We start from the raw sequence: 13,637 nt of genomic DNA, 5'->3' as shown, positions 1-13,637 counted from the left end.
AGGGCTCCTCAGCCTGTGCGTGAATCGGTGGGTATCAAGGCGCCTGCGTCCAGCAAGGTGCTGATCAGGGCGGCAAAGTCGGCGGTGGGTTCGACATTCAGGGCCGACGTGGCGGCGGTTTCCAGCGTGTGGCCCTCGGCGCAGGCGTCCAGAAAGGCCACCCCAGCGCGCGACAGGGGGCGCCACACCACTTCGGCACGGGGCCGGGTCAGCAAGGCGCCGTCGCCCGTCCACTCCAGTGCCTCATTGGGATGCAGACCTTCACGGTGGCTCTGCCACAGGGCATAAGCCGGATGCTCTTCACACCAAGCCCAGCGTGCAGCGGGGTGGGGCTGCAGTGATGCTTGGGGCAAGGTGTCAGGGGTCTGCTGTGCCAGCCATTGGCGGTCCACGGCTGTGGCATCTTCCGCCAGGTGGCATTCGGTCCAGCAGCGGTCCAGGCGCGCCACGGCGCTCAGGTAGGGCAGCTCGGCGGCCGGGGCAAACCCTGCCAGAAAGTCGGCAAACCCTTCGCCATAGCTCACCAGCAGGCCGTCACGCGGCGGCTGGGCGCGGGCGAACACTGCTGCAGCGGCGCGGAACCAGTCGTCACCTACCAGCTGGCACACCGTGGGGTAGTTGGCTTGCAGCGCATCGATGCAGCCCTTGAGCACGGTGTTGCGGTACACGGCAAAGCCCGGTTGGGACTCCAGTGCCGACAGCCATGGCGCATCGGCCGCCGGGCCGAGCAGTGCGGCAGAGAAGCCGTCCTGGAAGGTGCTCAGCTGCATGGGGCCTCCTCGGGCTGCATGGCTGTGAGCGCGTGGTGGGCCTGGTCGCGTTCGGTCAGCAACTCGCTAAACACGGGCAGGTTGTCATCGCGTTCGATGAGGGTGGGCACGAGGCCGGTGTGTGCGATCACGCGCTCGTACAGGGCCCACACGACGGGCGCCACGGGCGCATCGTGGCTGTCGATGAGCAGCGCATCGCCATGCACCGGGTCCGCATGGTGGCCCGCCAGGTGGATCTCTGCCACGGCGTGCAGGGGGAAGGCGTCGAGGTAGGCCTGCGCGTCAAAACCTAGGTTGTTGGCGCTGATGTACACGTTGTTCACGTCCAGAAGCAGGGCGCAGCCGGTGCGCCGTACCAGCTCGGCCAAAAACTCGGTCTCCAGCCAATCGTGGCCGTCGATGTGCAGGTAGTGCGTGGGGTTCTCGATGGCGATGGGGCGTTGCAGCACGTCCTGCGTGCGGGCGATGTTGTCCGCGATGCGCTGCAAGGCTGCCTGTGTGCGCGGAAATGGCAGCAGGTCTGGCAGGTACTGCCCGCGCCAGGTGGACCAGGTCAGGTGCTCTGAAATTATGGCGGGTTCCACGCGCCTTGCGAGGGCGGCGAGCCGCGCCAGGTGGGCCGTATCGGGCGGCGCATCGGCCGCGAGCGACAGCGACACGCCATGCAGGGCTACCGGGTGGCGTGCGCGGATGGCTTCGAGCCACGCCAGGCGCGGGCCGCCATCGGCCAGATAGTTCTCGGGGTGCACCTCCCACCACAGGCCGGGGGCGGTGCACCGCAGCGCCTCGTCGTAGTGCTGGGGCTTGAGGCCCAGGCCAGCGGTGAGAGGGGATGTCATGATCAGCTCTTCATGGGCGTCAGCATGCCCATGCCCTTGGGCGTCTTGATCGTGGTGCAGGTGCCTGCGGGCACAAACTTCCAGGCGTTGCCCTGGTAGTCCATCTTGGACGTGCCTGCGCAGGTGGTGCCGGGGCCTGCGGCGCAGTCGTTCTTGCCGGCCATCGAGACGCCGTAGCACTTCTCCATGGCGGGCTTGGCGCCGTCCATGGGGGCGGCGCTGGTTTGGGCCATGGCGGCGCCAGAGGTCAGGGCCACAAGGGCGAGGGCGCCGAGGCTGAGGGTGCGGGTGGTCATGGTGCGGTTCTCCAAGGGTTGATAAAGGTTGAATCCGACCGGGTGACAGCACAGCGGTTGCGTTGCGTGGCCCGATCTGCGTTGTAATTCGCGCTGTGCAGCCAGCGGGTTACAGCGCTGCGCAAAAAAATGGGGTGGCATGCACCACAAAATTTTTTTGCACGGCCTGTAACCCATTCGTCCCGGCATCCGAATTGCCTTCAGGGAGACACCATGGAGATAGTGGAAGAGCGCTTGCGCGGCTTGTTGTTGCAGGGCCTGGATGCCGATGCAGCCGCCTACCAGCGCTTTCTGAAGGAGTTGAGCGCCCACCTGCGCGCCTTCTTGCGCCGCCGCCTTGCGCAGCGGCCCGATGAGGTGGAAGACCTTGTGCAGGAGACGCTGCTGGCCGTGCACAACCAGCGCCACACGTACCGGCCCGAGATGCCTGTGACGGCCTGGGCGCATGCGATTGCGCGCTACAAGCTCATCGACTGGCTGCGCTCGCATGCCGCCAAGGAGGCGCGCAACGACCCGCTGGACGATGCGGACGAGCTGTTTGCCAGCAGCGACAGCGAGGCTGCCGAGGCGCGGCGCGATCTGGGACAGTTGCTGCAGACCCTGCCGGACAAGCAGCGCCTGCCCATTGAGTATGTGAAGCTGGAAGGGTTGTCGGTGGTCGAGACGGCGCGCCTCACGGGGCTGTCGGAGTCGGCCGTCAAAGTCGGCGTGCACCGGGGGCTCAAGGCCCTGGCCGCAAAAATCAGGGGAATGGCATGAAAACCGATGAATTGATCCACCTGCTGGCGGCGGACGAGCGGCCTGTGCAGCGCACCGCCATCGAGCAGCGGTTTGCTGTGGCCAGCGCGGCGGGCATTGCCGGCGCCGGGGTCCTGATGCTGGCGCTGTTCGGCCTGCGGCCTGATCTGCTGACGACCATGGCGCTGCCCATGTTCTGGGGCAAGCTGGTGTTTGCCGCTGCACTGGCTGCCGCCGGCCTGGCGCTGCTGCGCCGCATGGCCCGCCCGGGCATGCCGCTGGGTCATGCGCTGCTGTGGCTGGCGGTGCCGCCGTTGCTGCTGTGGGCCATGGCGCTGGGGGCTCTGTGGCAGGTGCCTGCGGCCGAGCGTGTGCCGCTGATTCTGGGCAGCACCTGGCGGACTTGCCCGTTCAATATCGCAGCGCTGTCCGTGCCGGCGTTTGTTGCGGGCTTCTGGGCGCTGAAGGGCGCTGCCCCTACACGACTGGCGTGGGCCGGTGCAGGCGCTGGCTTGCTGGCAGGTGCGCTGGGAGCTTTGGTGTACGCCCTGCACTGCCCCGAGATGGCCACCCCGTTTTTGGCGGTGTGGTACGTGGTGGGCATGGCCATTCCGACCGCGCTGGGGGCAATTCTGGGGCCACGTTTGCTGCGCTGGTGAGGGCGACTGGCATCGCCAGGGGTAGGGCGGTTCAGGCGCTGATGCGTTTGTTATAGGCGCGAAACACGGTGTCCAGCGTCCAGCCCAGCGACTCGTAAAGTTTTTGCGCCGTGGTGTTGGTGTGGGCCGTGGTCAGGTCCATGCGCACCTTGCCGTGGGCGTGGGCGGTGGCTTCTGCGGCCCGCAGCAAGCTGCGACCGGCGCCTGTCTTGCGTGCGGACGGCGCCACGAACAGGTCGTACAGCGTGTAGATGGGCGCGGCCTCTACCGAGCAGAACGTGGGGTAGAGCTGGCAAAAGCCCACGGCCGTCTGCGTCCCATCCAACGCCAGAAGGATCACGGACTCTTCCCGCTCCAACCGCTCAGCGATGAAGGCCCGCGCTCCGGTCAGGTCCGGCGCCTGCTCGTAGAACTGCCGGTAGGCGTCAAACAGCGGCGCGATGGTGTCGGCGTCGGCCGTGGTGGCGGGGCGGATGTGCATAGAGGTCATGGGGCGTCGTGATCGCAAGATAGCCAAAAGGCGCACCCTTCCCAGGGCGCGAGCGGACGCGGATTGTAGGGAGGGTTGGACCGATCTTTGCGACGCAGCGCACCGGGTCAGTTGGTTGCGCCGTGCGCCTGGGTTTGCAGCCACTGTGCCACGGCTTCGACCCGTGCCTGGTGGATCAGCGCACCCACCTGCGGACCGCTCTGGCTCCTGGCGGCGGCCTGCGCAGCAATCTCGCGCGTGATGACCGACTGGACGGCGGCCAGCACGGCCAGCAGGCGGGGGCGCTGCGGGTAGGCAGACTCTTCAAACCCTAGCCGCCCGCGCGCATCGCATTCGCAGGCCAGCAGGATTTCGGCAAACCGCTCGGGCTTGCGGATCGCGTCGCAGCGCTCCAGCAGGCGCACCAGTGCTGCGGCCGACAGGTCCTGGCTGCGGTGGATGTGCCCATGTTCACGCGCCACCACATCGGCGGTCTCGCGGCAGTCCACCGGCACGCGCAGGCGCTCGGCCACGTCTTTCAGCAGCTCGGCGCTGCGGGTTTCGTGGTCGATGTGGCGCGGCAGCACATCGGCGGGCGTGGTGCCCTTGCCCAGGTCGTGCGCCAGGCAGGCAAAGCGCACGGTGAGCGGCGCCGAGAGCCGCGCGGCCATGTCCAGCACCATCATCAGGTGCACGCCGGTGTCCACCTCGGGGTGGTAGTCGGCGCGCTGGGGAACGCCCCACAGGCGAGCCACCTCGGGCAGCAGCACCTGCAGCGCGCCACAGTCGCGCAGCACCTCGAACATGCGGGACGGCTTTTCTTCCATCAGCCCGCGCGCCAGCTCTTGCCACACGCGTTCGGGCACCAGATGGTTCACCTCGCCGTGCTCCACCATCTCACGCATCAGCTGCATCGTCTCGGGCGCCACCGTGAAGTCGGTGAAGCGCGCCGCAAACCGCGCCACGCGCAGGATGCGCACAGGGTCTTCGCGGAAGGCATCGGTCACATGGCGCAGCACCCGCTCATGGAGGTCGTTTTCGCCGCGGTAGGGGTCAAACAAGCGTGTAGCGCCGGATTCATCTGTGCTGGATGCTATTGAATTGATAGTGAGATCGCGGCGTGAGAGGTCTTCCTCCAGCGTCACATCGGGCGAGCTCTGCACCACAAAGCCCCGGTAGCCGCGCCCGCTCTTGCGCTCGGTGCGGGCCAGCGCGTATTCCTCGCGCGTCTCGGGGTGCAAAAAGACGGGGAAGTCGCGCCCCACGGGCAGGTAGCCCTGTGCCAGCATCTGTTCGGGCGTGGCGCCCACCACCACCCAGTCGTGGTCATTCACCGGCCGGCCCAGCAGCTTGTCGCGGACCGCGCCGCCCACCATGTAGATTTGCATCGGTGTAGTTTAGGGCGGGCCCACGGCCGTATATTCAACGCACTATGTCCCTCTCGTCCGACCTCACCATTGCCCAGCTCAACCCCGACGGCAGCGTGCCTGTGCCCCAGGCACCTGACGCCGCCGCCAACGCGGCCGCCGAGGCCCTGCAACGCGAGGCGCAGTTCGAGGCCCTGAAGGCACAGGTGGAAGGCTTGCAGGAGATCCTGGCCAAGCCGCTCAACGACATCCTGGCTGAACACGATAAGTTCAAGGAGATGGCGGCCGCATGGGATTCGTTCGGTGCCATGTGGATGCTGTCGCAGCGCGCCATGCGCCGCGTGGCCATGGACCTGGCGGCCACGCAGGGCATGAGCGAGGAGGAGGTGGTGGCCCGTGCGCTGGCCTATGCCAACCAGGTGCTCAACACCGAGGACGAAGACCTGGGCGGCACCATCGCCCCCGCCCAGCTGGCCCACATCGCGCGGCACAAGGCGTTTTTGCGCAAGCAGTTCCGTTAAAGGACTGCCTGTGCGCGGCTTCATTCAGGCGAATACCGGCCTGAAGAAGCTCCGCTCATAGCTCACGATGCAGCCCGTCTCTTCGGCGTAGCGGAAAGCCGCCTGGCAGTCCGCATCCTGCATCGACGCCTCGCGGTAGCGCTCGTAGGCTGCAAGGCTCTCGAACGTGAACAGCGCCAGCGCAATGTTGTTGGCGCCCTCGCTGGGCATGAAGTAGCCGTGGTGCTGGCCGCCGAATTTCTCGACCAGCGGAATCCACAGTTTTCCGTAGTGTTCAAACTCTTTCAGCTTGCTGGTGTTGAGCACATAGCGCAGGTAGATGGTGACGGCCATGGTGTTGCTCAGCCTTCCGTATGGCGCAGGCGGTAGGGCTCTTCAAAGTCCAGAAAGTCCTTCTCGGCCAGTGCCTCGTCGATCCAGGCTTTGACGCCGGGCAGGGCGCGCACGCGGTCCACATAGGCCTGGATGGGCGCAGGCACGGGCAGGGCATAGGTGTGAAGGCGCATGCACACGGGGGCGAAGTAGGCATCGGCCACGGTGAAGTCGCCAAACAGCAGCGGGCCGCCGTGCTCCTGCAGCAACGCACTCCACATCTCCACCAGGCGCTGCACGTCGGCGCGCACGCCCGCCTGGTCGCGCCAGATCAGGGCGCCGGTGTCGGCCAGCTGGGCTTCGATGTTCATGGGGCAATGGCTGCGCAGGGCGGTGAAGCCGCTGTGCATCTCGGCACAGACGCTGCGGGCGCGCGCGCGGGCTTTGGCGTCCGTGGGCCAGAGCTTTTTGTCGGGATGGGTTTCGGCCACGTATTCGGCAATCGCCAGCGTGTCCCACACCACCAGGTCGCCGTCGACCAGCACGGGCACCTTGGCGGTGGGGCTCACGGCGCCGATGGTGCGCTTGAACTCGGATTGCGCGTCAAAGCTGTCAAAGCGCACGCGCACTTCTTCAAAGACGATGCCCGCCTGCTTGAGCAGCACCCAGGGGCGCATGGACCAGGACGAGTAGTTCTTGTTGCCGATGTAGAGCTTGAGCATGGTGGGCACCTGAAATGAAGAGGTCAGCCCGCCATGCTAGCCGCTGCGGCGCGCGCCAGCGATGCGAAAAACCGGCCCGAATGATGCGTGGCAGGCATCACAGGCCTTCGTGCCGACCGGCAAGTGCCCGGGGTCGACCTGCTGCGCGGTCGCCCACAGGCTCCGAAGGGTCAGACCGGCCAGACCACGCCGTTGTCGTTCAGGATGGCATCGAGCGGCAGGTCGAACTCTTCGGGCTCAAACTCGTCCAGGTAGCCGTTGGTGAAGCCCAGGCCCACGGTGAAGGGCTTGGGCTGCAGCGTGGCCAGCGTGCGGTCGTAAAAACCGCCGCCGTAGCCCAGCCGGTAGCCGCCGGCGGCGTAGCCCACACAGGGCACAAACAGCAGCGTGGGCACGATGACCTCGGTGTCCTTGGGCTTGGGGATGCCGTAGGCGTCTTCTTCCATGGGGCAGCCGGGATACCAGGCGTGGAAGGTGAGGGTCTTGTGCTGCTTGTTGACCACGGGCAGGCCGATGCGGCGGCGCAGGGGCTCGTCCAGCAGCTCGCCGTCTTCCTTCCAGCGGTGCAGGGCGGGCAGGGGGTCGAACTCGCCCTTGATGGGCCAGTAGGCGCCGATCACCGTGTCCGGCCGGTTCACCAGCCAGATGCGCATCACCTGCTGTAACAGGTCGGCCCGCTGTAGGCGGTCGGGCAGGTTGAGGCGTTCTTCTATCAATGTGCGCCGAAGGGCTGCTTTGTCCATCAGATAATTCCCCCATGCAATTTCTCAGAGCGATTCTGACACCCCTTGTGGCCGCCACCCTGCTGGCCGCCACCGCGCCGCTTGTCATGGCGCAAAACCGTGGTGACGATACCCTGCTGGAGATGCAGCAGGCGTTCCGCAAGGGCGACCGCAACAAGCTCGCGCAGTTGCTGCCTGCCGCGCGCGGCCATGCGCTGGAACCCTGGGCGGCCTACTGGGAGCTGCGGGTGCGCCTGGGCGAGGCGTCGCCGCAGGAGATCCAGTCCTTCATGCAGCGCTACGCCGGCACCTACCAGGAAGACCGCCTGCGCAACGACTGGCTGCTGCTGCTGGGTCAGCGGCGCGACTGGAGCCAGTTTGCCGAGCAGCACCCCAGCTACCGCATGTCGGACGACCGCGAGGTGCGCTGCTACGCGCTGCTCATCGACCACATCAAGGGCACGGCACCCGCCACGGTGGCGGACGATGTGCGCAGCAACTGGTACGCCATCCGCGATGCTGACGACGGCTGCAACCATGCGGCGGGCGAGCTGTACACCGCCAAGAAGCTCTCTGCGCTGGACATCTGGCGCAAGGCGCGGCTGGGTGTGGACGCCAACCGGCCCCGTGTGGTGCGCAATGCCGTCGAAATCGTGGCGCCCGATGCGCTGCCCCAGCTCAAGGAAGCGCTCGACACGCCCAGCAAATACCTGCTCGGCCGGGCCACGGCGCGGGGCAAGGTGCGCCAGGAGCTGATCGTGCTGGCACTGATCAAGCTTGCAGGCAGCGACCCGGACGGCGCAGCCCGCCAGCTCGACAGCAAATGGAGCGTGCACCTCTCGCCCGAGGAGCGCAACTGGGCCTGGGGCGTGATCGGCAAGGCGGCTGCACAAAAGCTGTCCAGCGATGCTGTGGGCTACTTTGCCAACGTCACCAAGGACAGCGACCTCAACGACGATCTGCTGGGCTGGAAGGTGCGCGCCGCGCTGCGCGCCGGTCAGTGGAAAGCCGTGGCCAAGGCTGTGGACGCCATGGGCCCCGAAGGCCGCCAGGACAGCACCTGGGTGTACTGGAAGGCGCGTGCGCTGCTCGCCGGCAAGCCCAGCGACGCGGACCGTGCCGAGGCGCGCCAGCTGTTCGAAAGCATTGCGGGCACGCGCGGGTTCTATGAGCAGCTGGCGCTGGAGGAACTGGGCCAGCGCATCAGCGTGCCGCCTGCGCCAGCCCCCCTCACCGCCGAAGAGAAGGCGGCTGCGCGCGCCAATCCGGGGCTCAATCGCGCGCTCTACGCCATTTTGCTGGGGCTGCGCAGCGAAGGCGTGCGCGAATGGAACTACACCACCAACCTGCACCAGCCCGGCGGCATGCCGGACCGCGAACTGCTGGCCGCTGCCGACTTTGCCTGCCAGCGCGAGGTGTGGGACCGGTGCATCAACACCAGCGAGCGCACCAAGGGCGTGATCGAGGTGAACCAGCGCTTCCCCATGCCGTTCCGCAGCACCGTGGTGGAGCGCGCGCAGGGCATCGGCATCGACCCGGCCTATGTGTACGGCCTGATCCGCCAGGAAAGCCGCTTTGTGATGGATGCCCGCTCGCATGTGGGGGCCTCGGGCCTCATGCAGGTGATGCCCGCCACTGCCCGCTGGACGGCCAAGAAGATCGGCCTTACCAACTTCACGCCCGACCAGATCACCGACCGCGACACCAACATCACCATCGGCACCGCCTACCTCAAGCTGGCGCTGGACGACTTTGCAGGCTCCATGCCCATGGCCGCTGCTGCCTACAACGCAGGCCCTGGCCGCCCACGCAGCTGGCGCAACGGCCCGGTGCTGGACGCCGCCATCTGGGCCGAAAACGTGCCCTTTGCCGAGACGCGTGACTACGTGAAGAAGGTGCTGTCCAACACCACCAACTACGCAGCCATCCTCACCGGCTTGCCCCAGTCGCTCAAGAGCCGCCTGGGCACCATTGGCCCGCGCGACGCGAACCTGCCTGAGGTGAACAAGGACCTGCCTTGACACCCAGGTGCTCGCCACGCGGGGGCGAGTGGTATTCGATTTGCTATCAATAGAGGAGCTGAAGGCGCATATTCAACTGGCGCCTCAGCGGTTTTTTACTAAAAAGGAGAGGGTGTGATGGGCAAACTGGCATGGATGGCCTGTGTGGCCACAATCGGCGCGGCCGTGGCGTGGAGCGCGGGCGCGCAAGCGCAGCCCGTGTACAAATGGGTGGATGCCGATGGCAAGACCCACTACGGATCGCAGCCCCCACCCGCCAAGCAGGACGCCGAGCCACTGAAGCTGCAGAGCAATAACGGCACCAGCGGAGGCAGTGGTTCCTCCAGCGGCAAGGGCGCCAGCGCCAAGGCGGGCCAGCAGTACAACCCTGACGGCACCAAAAAGGTCTCCAAGGACGTCGAAGAGTTTGGCGAGGGGCTCAAAAAATCGCTGGGCACCGTGGACAGCAAGCAAGTCCCCCTGAACTGCGCCGTGGCCGTGGACAACATCCATTACCAGGCCGACCTGATGCTGGAAGTGGGCCAGAAGAACGTGCGAGACGGCTACATGACCCAGGCGGCTTTCGACGCCACAGCCCCCAAGATCCGCGAAGCCAAGGGCAAGTACAGCGTGTCCGACTGCCAGGGGTCATCGGGCAACAAGAAGTCGTTCTACCAGTGCATGTCCAGCAGCAAGAACCACGTGACGGGCTGCGATAAGCAATACAAACATTGAGGGCGTTGGGCCGACCTTCTCGGTCGGCTTGAGCCTGTGGCAGTGTGTTCAACCCCGCAGGTACGCAGGTGCAGGCACCGCGCCTCACACGTTGTGCAGCACCTCGCCCTGGCGTACCGCAGCGCCTGACCGCACCAGTTCATCCGCCAGGCTCTGCAGCCATTCGCCCTCGGTCTGGGCTGCAAAGTGGCGCGCGCGCAGCATGCCGAAATACGGCGTGGCCTGCGCCCAGGCCGTGAGGTCGGGGATGCCGATCTGCTGCCATTCGAGCAGCTTGTACTTCAGCAACACCTTGGCCGCGTAGAGCGCGTGCTTGCCCGGGTTGCGCACAAAACCGTCCAGGCGGCGGCGGGCGCCGTCGATGGCGCGGGGCGCATCGGCAAACACGGGGCCGTGCCCCGGGATCACGACCTGCGGCGACAGCGCCTCAATCAGGTCCAGCGTGGCACCCACCTGGGCAAAGGCATCGTCGCCCTCCAGCTCGGGGAACACCACGCCAAAGCCGTTCTCCCACAGCGCATCGGCCGAAATCAGCACGCGGCCCTGGGGCTCGAACAGCACCACCGAATGCGGGTCGTGCCCGGGCGCGGCATGCACCTGCCAGGGCTTGTCGCCCAGCAGCACACACGAGCCTGGCACCAGCAGCGTGTCGGCCCGAAAGGGTGGGCACTCCTGCCCGGTGGGCGTGTAGCTCAGCGCATAGGCATCCCACTGGCGCACATGGTCGGCCTGGCCGGGCGGGATGGCGGTGAGCACGCTGGGCCAGGCTTTTTGCAGTGCGGCATTGCCGCCGCAGTGGTCGCTGTGCAGGTGGGTGTTGAGGATCCGGTCCAGCGCGCGGTCCTGCAGCGTGCCGCGCACCAGGTCCACGGTCTGATCGGCATGGCTGCAGTAGCCGGTGTCCACGATGGCCGTGTCGTGCTGACCGATGAAGAGGATGTTGTTGGCCGACAGCCAGCCGCGTTCGAGGACGGTGATTTCGGGGGGCAGGAGGTCGTGGGGCTCGGAGCTGGGCATGGGGGCAGGCAATAGGTGAAGCCCCAGCGTACCCCAGGTGTGCCTTGCCAGACGTTCTCCAAAACCCGTAACGCCTGGCCCGTGGCGGGCCTGGCGCGTTTCACAACGTCAGAACCTCAGAAGGTCACGCCCGCCACCAGGATCACGTTGGCGTACGGTGTGCACTCGCCCGTGCGCACCATCACGCGGGCTTGCTGCGTCAGGCGCTTGAAGTCCTCGTGCGAAACCGCCTGGGGCGTGACCGGCAGTTGGCACCAGCTGGGCAACTGGCCGCCGTTACGTTCCACCGCCTCGGTGGCGATCACGGCCTTTTCGACCTGCATTTCTTCCAGCACCACGCGCAGCACATCGGCCACGGCGGGGATGCCGGGCGTGAGCGCCAGGTCGATGCGGCGCGGGCCGTTGGGGATCGGCAGGCCCACGTCGCCAATCACCAGCATGTCGCCGTGGCCCAGGGTGGCGATGGCGTGGGAGAGTTCGGCGTGCAGCAGGGCGGTGCGTTTCACAGGGGGCTCCAGGCGGGCGGTTGGGGGCTTTGCGCCACGGCGGCGCGGGTGGGGATGGAGGGCTGGGCGCCAGGCTGCGTGACGCACAGCGCCGATGCGCGGATGCCTTCGCGCACGGCGGCGTCCAGTGGCTCGCCGCGTGCCAACGCCACGGCCAGCGCGCCCAGGAAGGTGTCACCAGCGGCCGTGGTGTCCACGGCTTTCACGACGAGGCCCGGGTGGTAGCGGTTGCCTGCAGCATCTGCGGCCACGGCGCCCGCAGCGCCCAGGGTCACCACCACCTGGGCGGGGCCCATGGCGCGCAGGGCTTGTGCGGCCTGCGCGGCATCGGCGGGCGTGGTCACGTTCTGGCCTGCCAGCGCGGCGGCTTCTACCTCGTTCACGACCAGCGTGTGCACCAGCGGCCACATCGCATCGGGCAGGGGCTGGATGGGGGAGGGGTTGAGCACGACCGGGCAACCCGCCGCATGGGCCATCTCGGCGGCGGCCAGTACCTGGGGCAGGGGCGTTTCAAACTGCAGCACCAGGCCGCCCGCGCCTTGTAGCGCGGGGCCCAGTGCAGCGGCATCCAGCACAAAGCGGCCGTTGGCTCCGGGCACGACCACGATGCGGTTCTGCCCCGTCGCTTCTACCGTGATGGCGGCCACGCCGGTGGTGGTGTCGGTGTCGGTCTGCACGCCGCTGTGGTCGATGCCGTCGGCGTCCAGTCCGGCGCGCAGCGTGTGGCCATAGCCGTCGTCGCCCACGCGGCCAAACAGGGCCACCTGGGCGCCCTGGCGCGCGCAGGCCACGGCCTGGTTGCCGCCCTTGCCGCCGGGCACCAGGTGCAGAGCGTCGGCCAGCACGGTTTCGCCGGGGCCGGGTGCGTGTTGCACCTGCAGCACCAGGTCCATGTTCAGGCTGCCGACGACGGCGATGCGGGGCGTGTGGGTCGGGCTCATGCCGCACCTCCAGGCGCATGGGCCGTGGAGGCGCGCACGCGCAGCTCGGGCTGCAGCATCACCTTGCGCGCGTCCTGGCGCTTGCCGTCGATGCGTTCCAGCAGCATGTCCACGGCCAGCGCGCCGATGCGCTGCTTGGGCTGGGCCACGGTGGTGAGCGGCGGGCTGGTGAAGGCGGTGAGTTCGATGTCGTCAAAGCCGACGATGGACAGTGCCTCGGGCACGCGCAGGTCGCGCTCGTGCGCGGCGCACAGCGCGCCCATGGCCATGAGGTCGTTGCAGACGAAAACGGCAGTGGGCGGCTCGGGCGCGCGCAGCACGGCGTGCATGGCTTCGTAGCCGCCCTGGCTGGTGAAGTTGCCGTGCCACAGCAGGCCCTCGCCCGTGCCGCAGCCCGCATCGGCCAGCGCGGTGCGCCAGCCGGCAATGCGCTGTTCGCTGGGGGCAATGCCTTCGGGCCCGCCAATGCAAGCAATGCGGCGGTGGCCCAGCGAGAGCAGGTGGCGCGTGGCCAGCAGGCCGCCCTGCATGTGGGCGGTTTCCACCAAGTCGCAAGGTTGTTGCCCGGCGATGTCGATTTCGCGGTCCACCAGCACGGTGGGGATGGACAGGCCCGCGAGCTGCGTGGCCAGCGTGGCGTCGTGCCCGGTGGAGACCACGATCAGCCCGTCGATGCGCCGCTCGGCCAGCACCTGCAGGTAGGTGCCCTGGCGGTGCGCCTCGTCGTTGGTGTTGCACAGGATGACGTTGTAGCCCGCGCCAAAGCAGCGGTCTTCCACGCTGTGCACGATCTCGGCAAAGTAGGGGTTGGAGCTGTTGGGGATCAGCATGCCCAGCGTGCGCGTGTTGTTGCTCTTGAGGCTGCGCGCGATGGCGCTGGGCACATAGCCCAGGGCGCGGATGGCGGCCTCGACCCGCTCGCGCCCCTCGGGGCTCACGCGGCGTGTGCCGTTGACCACGTGCGACACCGTGGTGACCGACACCTCGGCGTGGCGCGCAACGTCCTTGATAGTAGCCATGCAA

The 13,637-nt window shown here is 67.3% G+C and carries 17 protein-coding genes; 5 read left to right on the top strand and 12 right to left on the bottom strand.

All coding sequences use genetic code 11. From position 1 onward, the window contains the following. Window positions 1-8: 8 nt before the first annotated feature. The 3 genes from ACT531_RS01130 to ACT531_RS01120 are packed head-to-tail and all read right to left on the bottom strand — an operon-like array spanning window position 9 to window position 1,905. Complete coding sequence (locus ACT531_RS01130; protein WP_476016190.1) at window positions 9-770, bottom strand: HvfC/BufC family peptide modification chaperone; 762 nt, start codon at window positions 768-770, stop codon at window positions 9-11. Beyond that, window positions 761-1,609 (bottom strand): MNIO family bufferin maturase, encoded by an 849-nt coding sequence (gene bufB / locus ACT531_RS01125; protein WP_476016189.1) that lies wholly within the window; start codon window positions 1,607-1,609, stop codon window positions 761-763. The genes ACT531_RS01130 and bufB overlap by 10 nt, the downstream gene beginning before the upstream one ends. Before the next feature lie 2 nt (window positions 1,610-1,611). Further along, complete coding sequence (locus ACT531_RS01120) at window positions 1,612-1,905, bottom strand: BufA1 family periplasmic bufferin-type metallophore (protein WP_015015875.1); 294 nt, start codon at window positions 1,903-1,905, stop codon at window positions 1,612-1,614. A 213-nt stretch (window positions 1,906-2,118) separates the two neighbouring features. Here ACT531_RS01120 and ACT531_RS01115 point away from each other — a divergent pair, with 213 nt between their 5' ends. Together ACT531_RS01115 and ACT531_RS01110 are read left to right on the top strand one after the other, a co-directional pair. Further along, window positions 2,119-2,664 carry a sigma-70 family RNA polymerase sigma factor gene (locus ACT531_RS01115; RefSeq protein ID WP_343733821.1) on the top strand — a complete coding sequence of 182 codons (546 nt, stop codon included), beginning with the start codon at window positions 2,119-2,121 and terminating at the stop codon, window positions 2,662-2,664. Beyond that, window positions 2,661-3,302, top strand: coding sequence for an NrsF family protein (locus tag ACT531_RS01110; protein WP_476016188.1), 642 nt, complete (start codon window positions 2,661-2,663; stop codon window positions 3,300-3,302). The genes ACT531_RS01115 and ACT531_RS01110 overlap by 4 nt, the downstream gene beginning before the upstream one ends. 31 nt (window positions 3,303-3,333) lie before the next feature. Here the strand turns inward: ACT531_RS01110 and ACT531_RS01105 are convergent, their stop codons facing one another. Both ACT531_RS01105 and ACT531_RS01100 read right to left on the bottom strand, forming a co-directional pair. Then, on the bottom strand, window positions 3,334-3,792 hold the full coding sequence (locus tag ACT531_RS01105) for an N-acetyltransferase family protein (protein ID WP_476016187.1): 459 nt from the start codon (window positions 3,790-3,792) through the stop codon (window positions 3,334-3,336). A 107-nt stretch (window positions 3,793-3,899) separates the two neighbouring features. Then, a complete protein-coding gene (locus ACT531_RS01100; protein WP_476016186.1) occupies window positions 3,900-5,159 on the bottom strand; it encodes a multifunctional CCA addition/repair protein in 1,260 nt (419 codons plus the stop codon). Window positions 5,160-5,203: 44 nt separating this feature from the next. Between ACT531_RS01100 and ACT531_RS01095 the strand changes: the two genes are divergently transcribed. Next, window positions 5,204-5,659, top strand: coding sequence for a hypothetical protein (locus tag ACT531_RS01095; RefSeq protein WP_476016185.1), 456 nt, complete (start codon window positions 5,204-5,206; stop codon window positions 5,657-5,659). A 24-nt stretch (window positions 5,660-5,683) separates the two neighbouring features. On the opposite strand, the gene ACT531_RS01090 is transcribed toward ACT531_RS01095, so the two are convergent. From ACT531_RS01090 to ACT531_RS01080, 3 genes are all read right to left on the bottom strand, one after another. Next, complete coding sequence (locus tag ACT531_RS01090; RefSeq protein WP_060985743.1) at window positions 5,684-5,992, bottom strand: NIPSNAP family protein; 309 nt, start codon at window positions 5,990-5,992, stop codon at window positions 5,684-5,686. 8 nt (window positions 5,993-6,000) lie between these two features. Next, the gene (locus ACT531_RS01085) at window positions 6,001-6,693 is read right to left on the bottom strand and encodes a glutathione S-transferase family protein (RefSeq protein WP_060985742.1); all 693 of its coding nucleotides are present in this window, start codon (window positions 6,691-6,693) and stop codon (window positions 6,001-6,003) included. Window positions 6,694-6,863: 170 nt separating this feature from the next. Next, a complete protein-coding gene (locus tag ACT531_RS01080) occupies window positions 6,864-7,436 on the bottom strand; it encodes a 5-formyltetrahydrofolate cyclo-ligase (protein ID WP_060985741.1) in 573 nt (190 codons plus the stop codon). Window positions 7,437-7,450: 14 nt separating this feature from the next. On the opposite strand from ACT531_RS01080, the gene ACT531_RS01075 reads away from it, so the two are divergent. Further along, window positions 7,451-9,436, top strand: a complete 1,986-nt coding sequence (locus tag ACT531_RS01075; RefSeq protein ID WP_476016184.1) for a lytic transglycosylase domain-containing protein — start codon at window positions 7,451-7,453, stop codon at window positions 9,434-9,436. Between the two features lie 117 nt (window positions 9,437-9,553). Beyond that, window positions 9,554-10,150, top strand: a complete 597-nt coding sequence (locus ACT531_RS01070; RefSeq protein ID WP_309826857.1) for a DUF4124 domain-containing protein — start codon at window positions 9,554-9,556, stop codon at window positions 10,148-10,150. Window positions 10,151-10,234: 84 nt separating this feature from the next. On the opposite strand, the gene ACT531_RS01065 is transcribed toward ACT531_RS01070, so the two are convergent. The 4 genes from ACT531_RS01065 to ACT531_RS01050 form a co-directional block, all read right to left on the bottom strand. Further along, window positions 10,235-11,167: an MBL fold metallo-hydrolase gene (locus ACT531_RS01065; RefSeq protein ID WP_476016183.1), complete on the bottom strand. Its 933-nt coding sequence runs from the start codon at window positions 11,165-11,167 to the stop codon at window positions 10,235-10,237. 116 nt (window positions 11,168-11,283) lie between these two features. Then, window positions 11,284-11,673: a D-ribose pyranase gene (gene rbsD, locus ACT531_RS01060; protein ID WP_476016182.1), complete on the bottom strand. Its 390-nt coding sequence runs from the start codon at window positions 11,671-11,673 to the stop codon at window positions 11,284-11,286. Next, a complete protein-coding gene (rbsK, locus tag ACT531_RS01055) occupies window positions 11,670-12,614 on the bottom strand; it encodes a ribokinase (protein WP_476016181.1) in 945 nt (314 codons plus the stop codon). The genes rbsD and rbsK overlap by 4 nt, the downstream gene beginning before the upstream one ends. Further along, a complete protein-coding gene (locus tag ACT531_RS01050) occupies window positions 12,611-13,633 on the bottom strand; it encodes a LacI family DNA-binding transcriptional regulator (protein ID WP_176888217.1) in 1,023 nt (340 codons plus the stop codon). The genes rbsK and ACT531_RS01050 overlap by 4 nt, the downstream gene beginning before the upstream one ends. Between the last annotated feature and the right edge of the window lie 4 nt (window positions 13,634-13,637).

This window comes from Acidovorax sp. DMC1 (assembly GCF_056314325.1).
This window is presented reverse-complemented; position numbering and strand designations above follow the sequence as displayed.

What these genes read in the sequence shown, in the direction of transcription:
- ACT531_RS01130 (WP_476016190.1), bottom strand. Translation starts at nt 770, where the DNA reads ATGCAGCTGAGCACCTTCCAGGACGGCTTCTCTGCCGCACTGCTCGGC.
- bufB (WP_476016189.1), bottom strand. Translation starts at nt 1,609, where the DNA reads ATGACATCCCCTCTCACCGCTGGCCTGGGCCTCAAGCCCCAGCACTAC.
- ACT531_RS01120 (WP_015015875.1), bottom strand. Translation starts at nt 1,905, where the DNA reads ATGACCACCCGCACCCTCAGCCTCGGCGCCCTCGCCCTTGTGGCCCTG.
- ACT531_RS01115 (WP_343733821.1), top strand. Translation starts at nt 2,119, where the DNA reads ATGGAGATAGTGGAAGAGCGCTTGCGCGGCTTGTTGTTGCAGGGCCTG.
- ACT531_RS01110 (WP_476016188.1), top strand. Translation starts at nt 2,661, where the DNA reads ATGAAAACCGATGAATTGATCCACCTGCTGGCGGCGGACGAGCGGCCT.
- ACT531_RS01105 (WP_476016187.1), bottom strand. Translation starts at nt 3,792, where the DNA reads ATGACCTCTATGCACATCCGCCCCGCCACCACGGCCGACGCCGACACC.
- ACT531_RS01100 (WP_476016186.1), bottom strand. Translation starts at nt 5,159, where the DNA reads ATGCAAATCTACATGGTGGGCGGCGCGGTCCGCGACAAGCTGCTGGGC.
- ACT531_RS01095 (WP_476016185.1), top strand. Translation starts at nt 5,204, where the DNA reads ATGTCCCTCTCGTCCGACCTCACCATTGCCCAGCTCAACCCCGACGGC.
- ACT531_RS01090 (WP_060985743.1), bottom strand. Translation starts at nt 5,992, where the DNA reads ATGGCCGTCACCATCTACCTGCGCTATGTGCTCAACACCAGCAAGCTG.
- ACT531_RS01085 (WP_060985742.1), bottom strand. Translation starts at nt 6,693, where the DNA reads ATGCTCAAGCTCTACATCGGCAACAAGAACTACTCGTCCTGGTCCATG.
- ACT531_RS01080 (WP_060985741.1), bottom strand. Translation starts at nt 7,436, where the DNA reads ATGGACAAAGCAGCCCTTCGGCGCACATTGATAGAAGAACGCCTCAAC.
- ACT531_RS01075 (WP_476016184.1), top strand. Translation starts at nt 7,451, where the DNA reads ATGCAATTTCTCAGAGCGATTCTGACACCCCTTGTGGCCGCCACCCTG.
- ACT531_RS01070 (WP_309826857.1), top strand. Translation starts at nt 9,554, where the DNA reads ATGGGCAAACTGGCATGGATGGCCTGTGTGGCCACAATCGGCGCGGCC.
- ACT531_RS01065 (WP_476016183.1), bottom strand. Translation starts at nt 11,167, where the DNA reads ATGCCCAGCTCCGAGCCCCACGACCTCCTGCCCCCCGAAATCACCGTC.
- rbsK (WP_476016181.1), bottom strand. Translation starts at nt 12,614, where the DNA reads ATGAGCCCGACCCACACGCCCCGCATCGCCGTCGTCGGCAGCCTGAAC.
- ACT531_RS01050 (WP_176888217.1), bottom strand. Translation starts at nt 13,633, where the DNA reads ATGGCTACTATCAAGGACGTTGCGCGCCACGCCGAGGTGTCGGTCACC.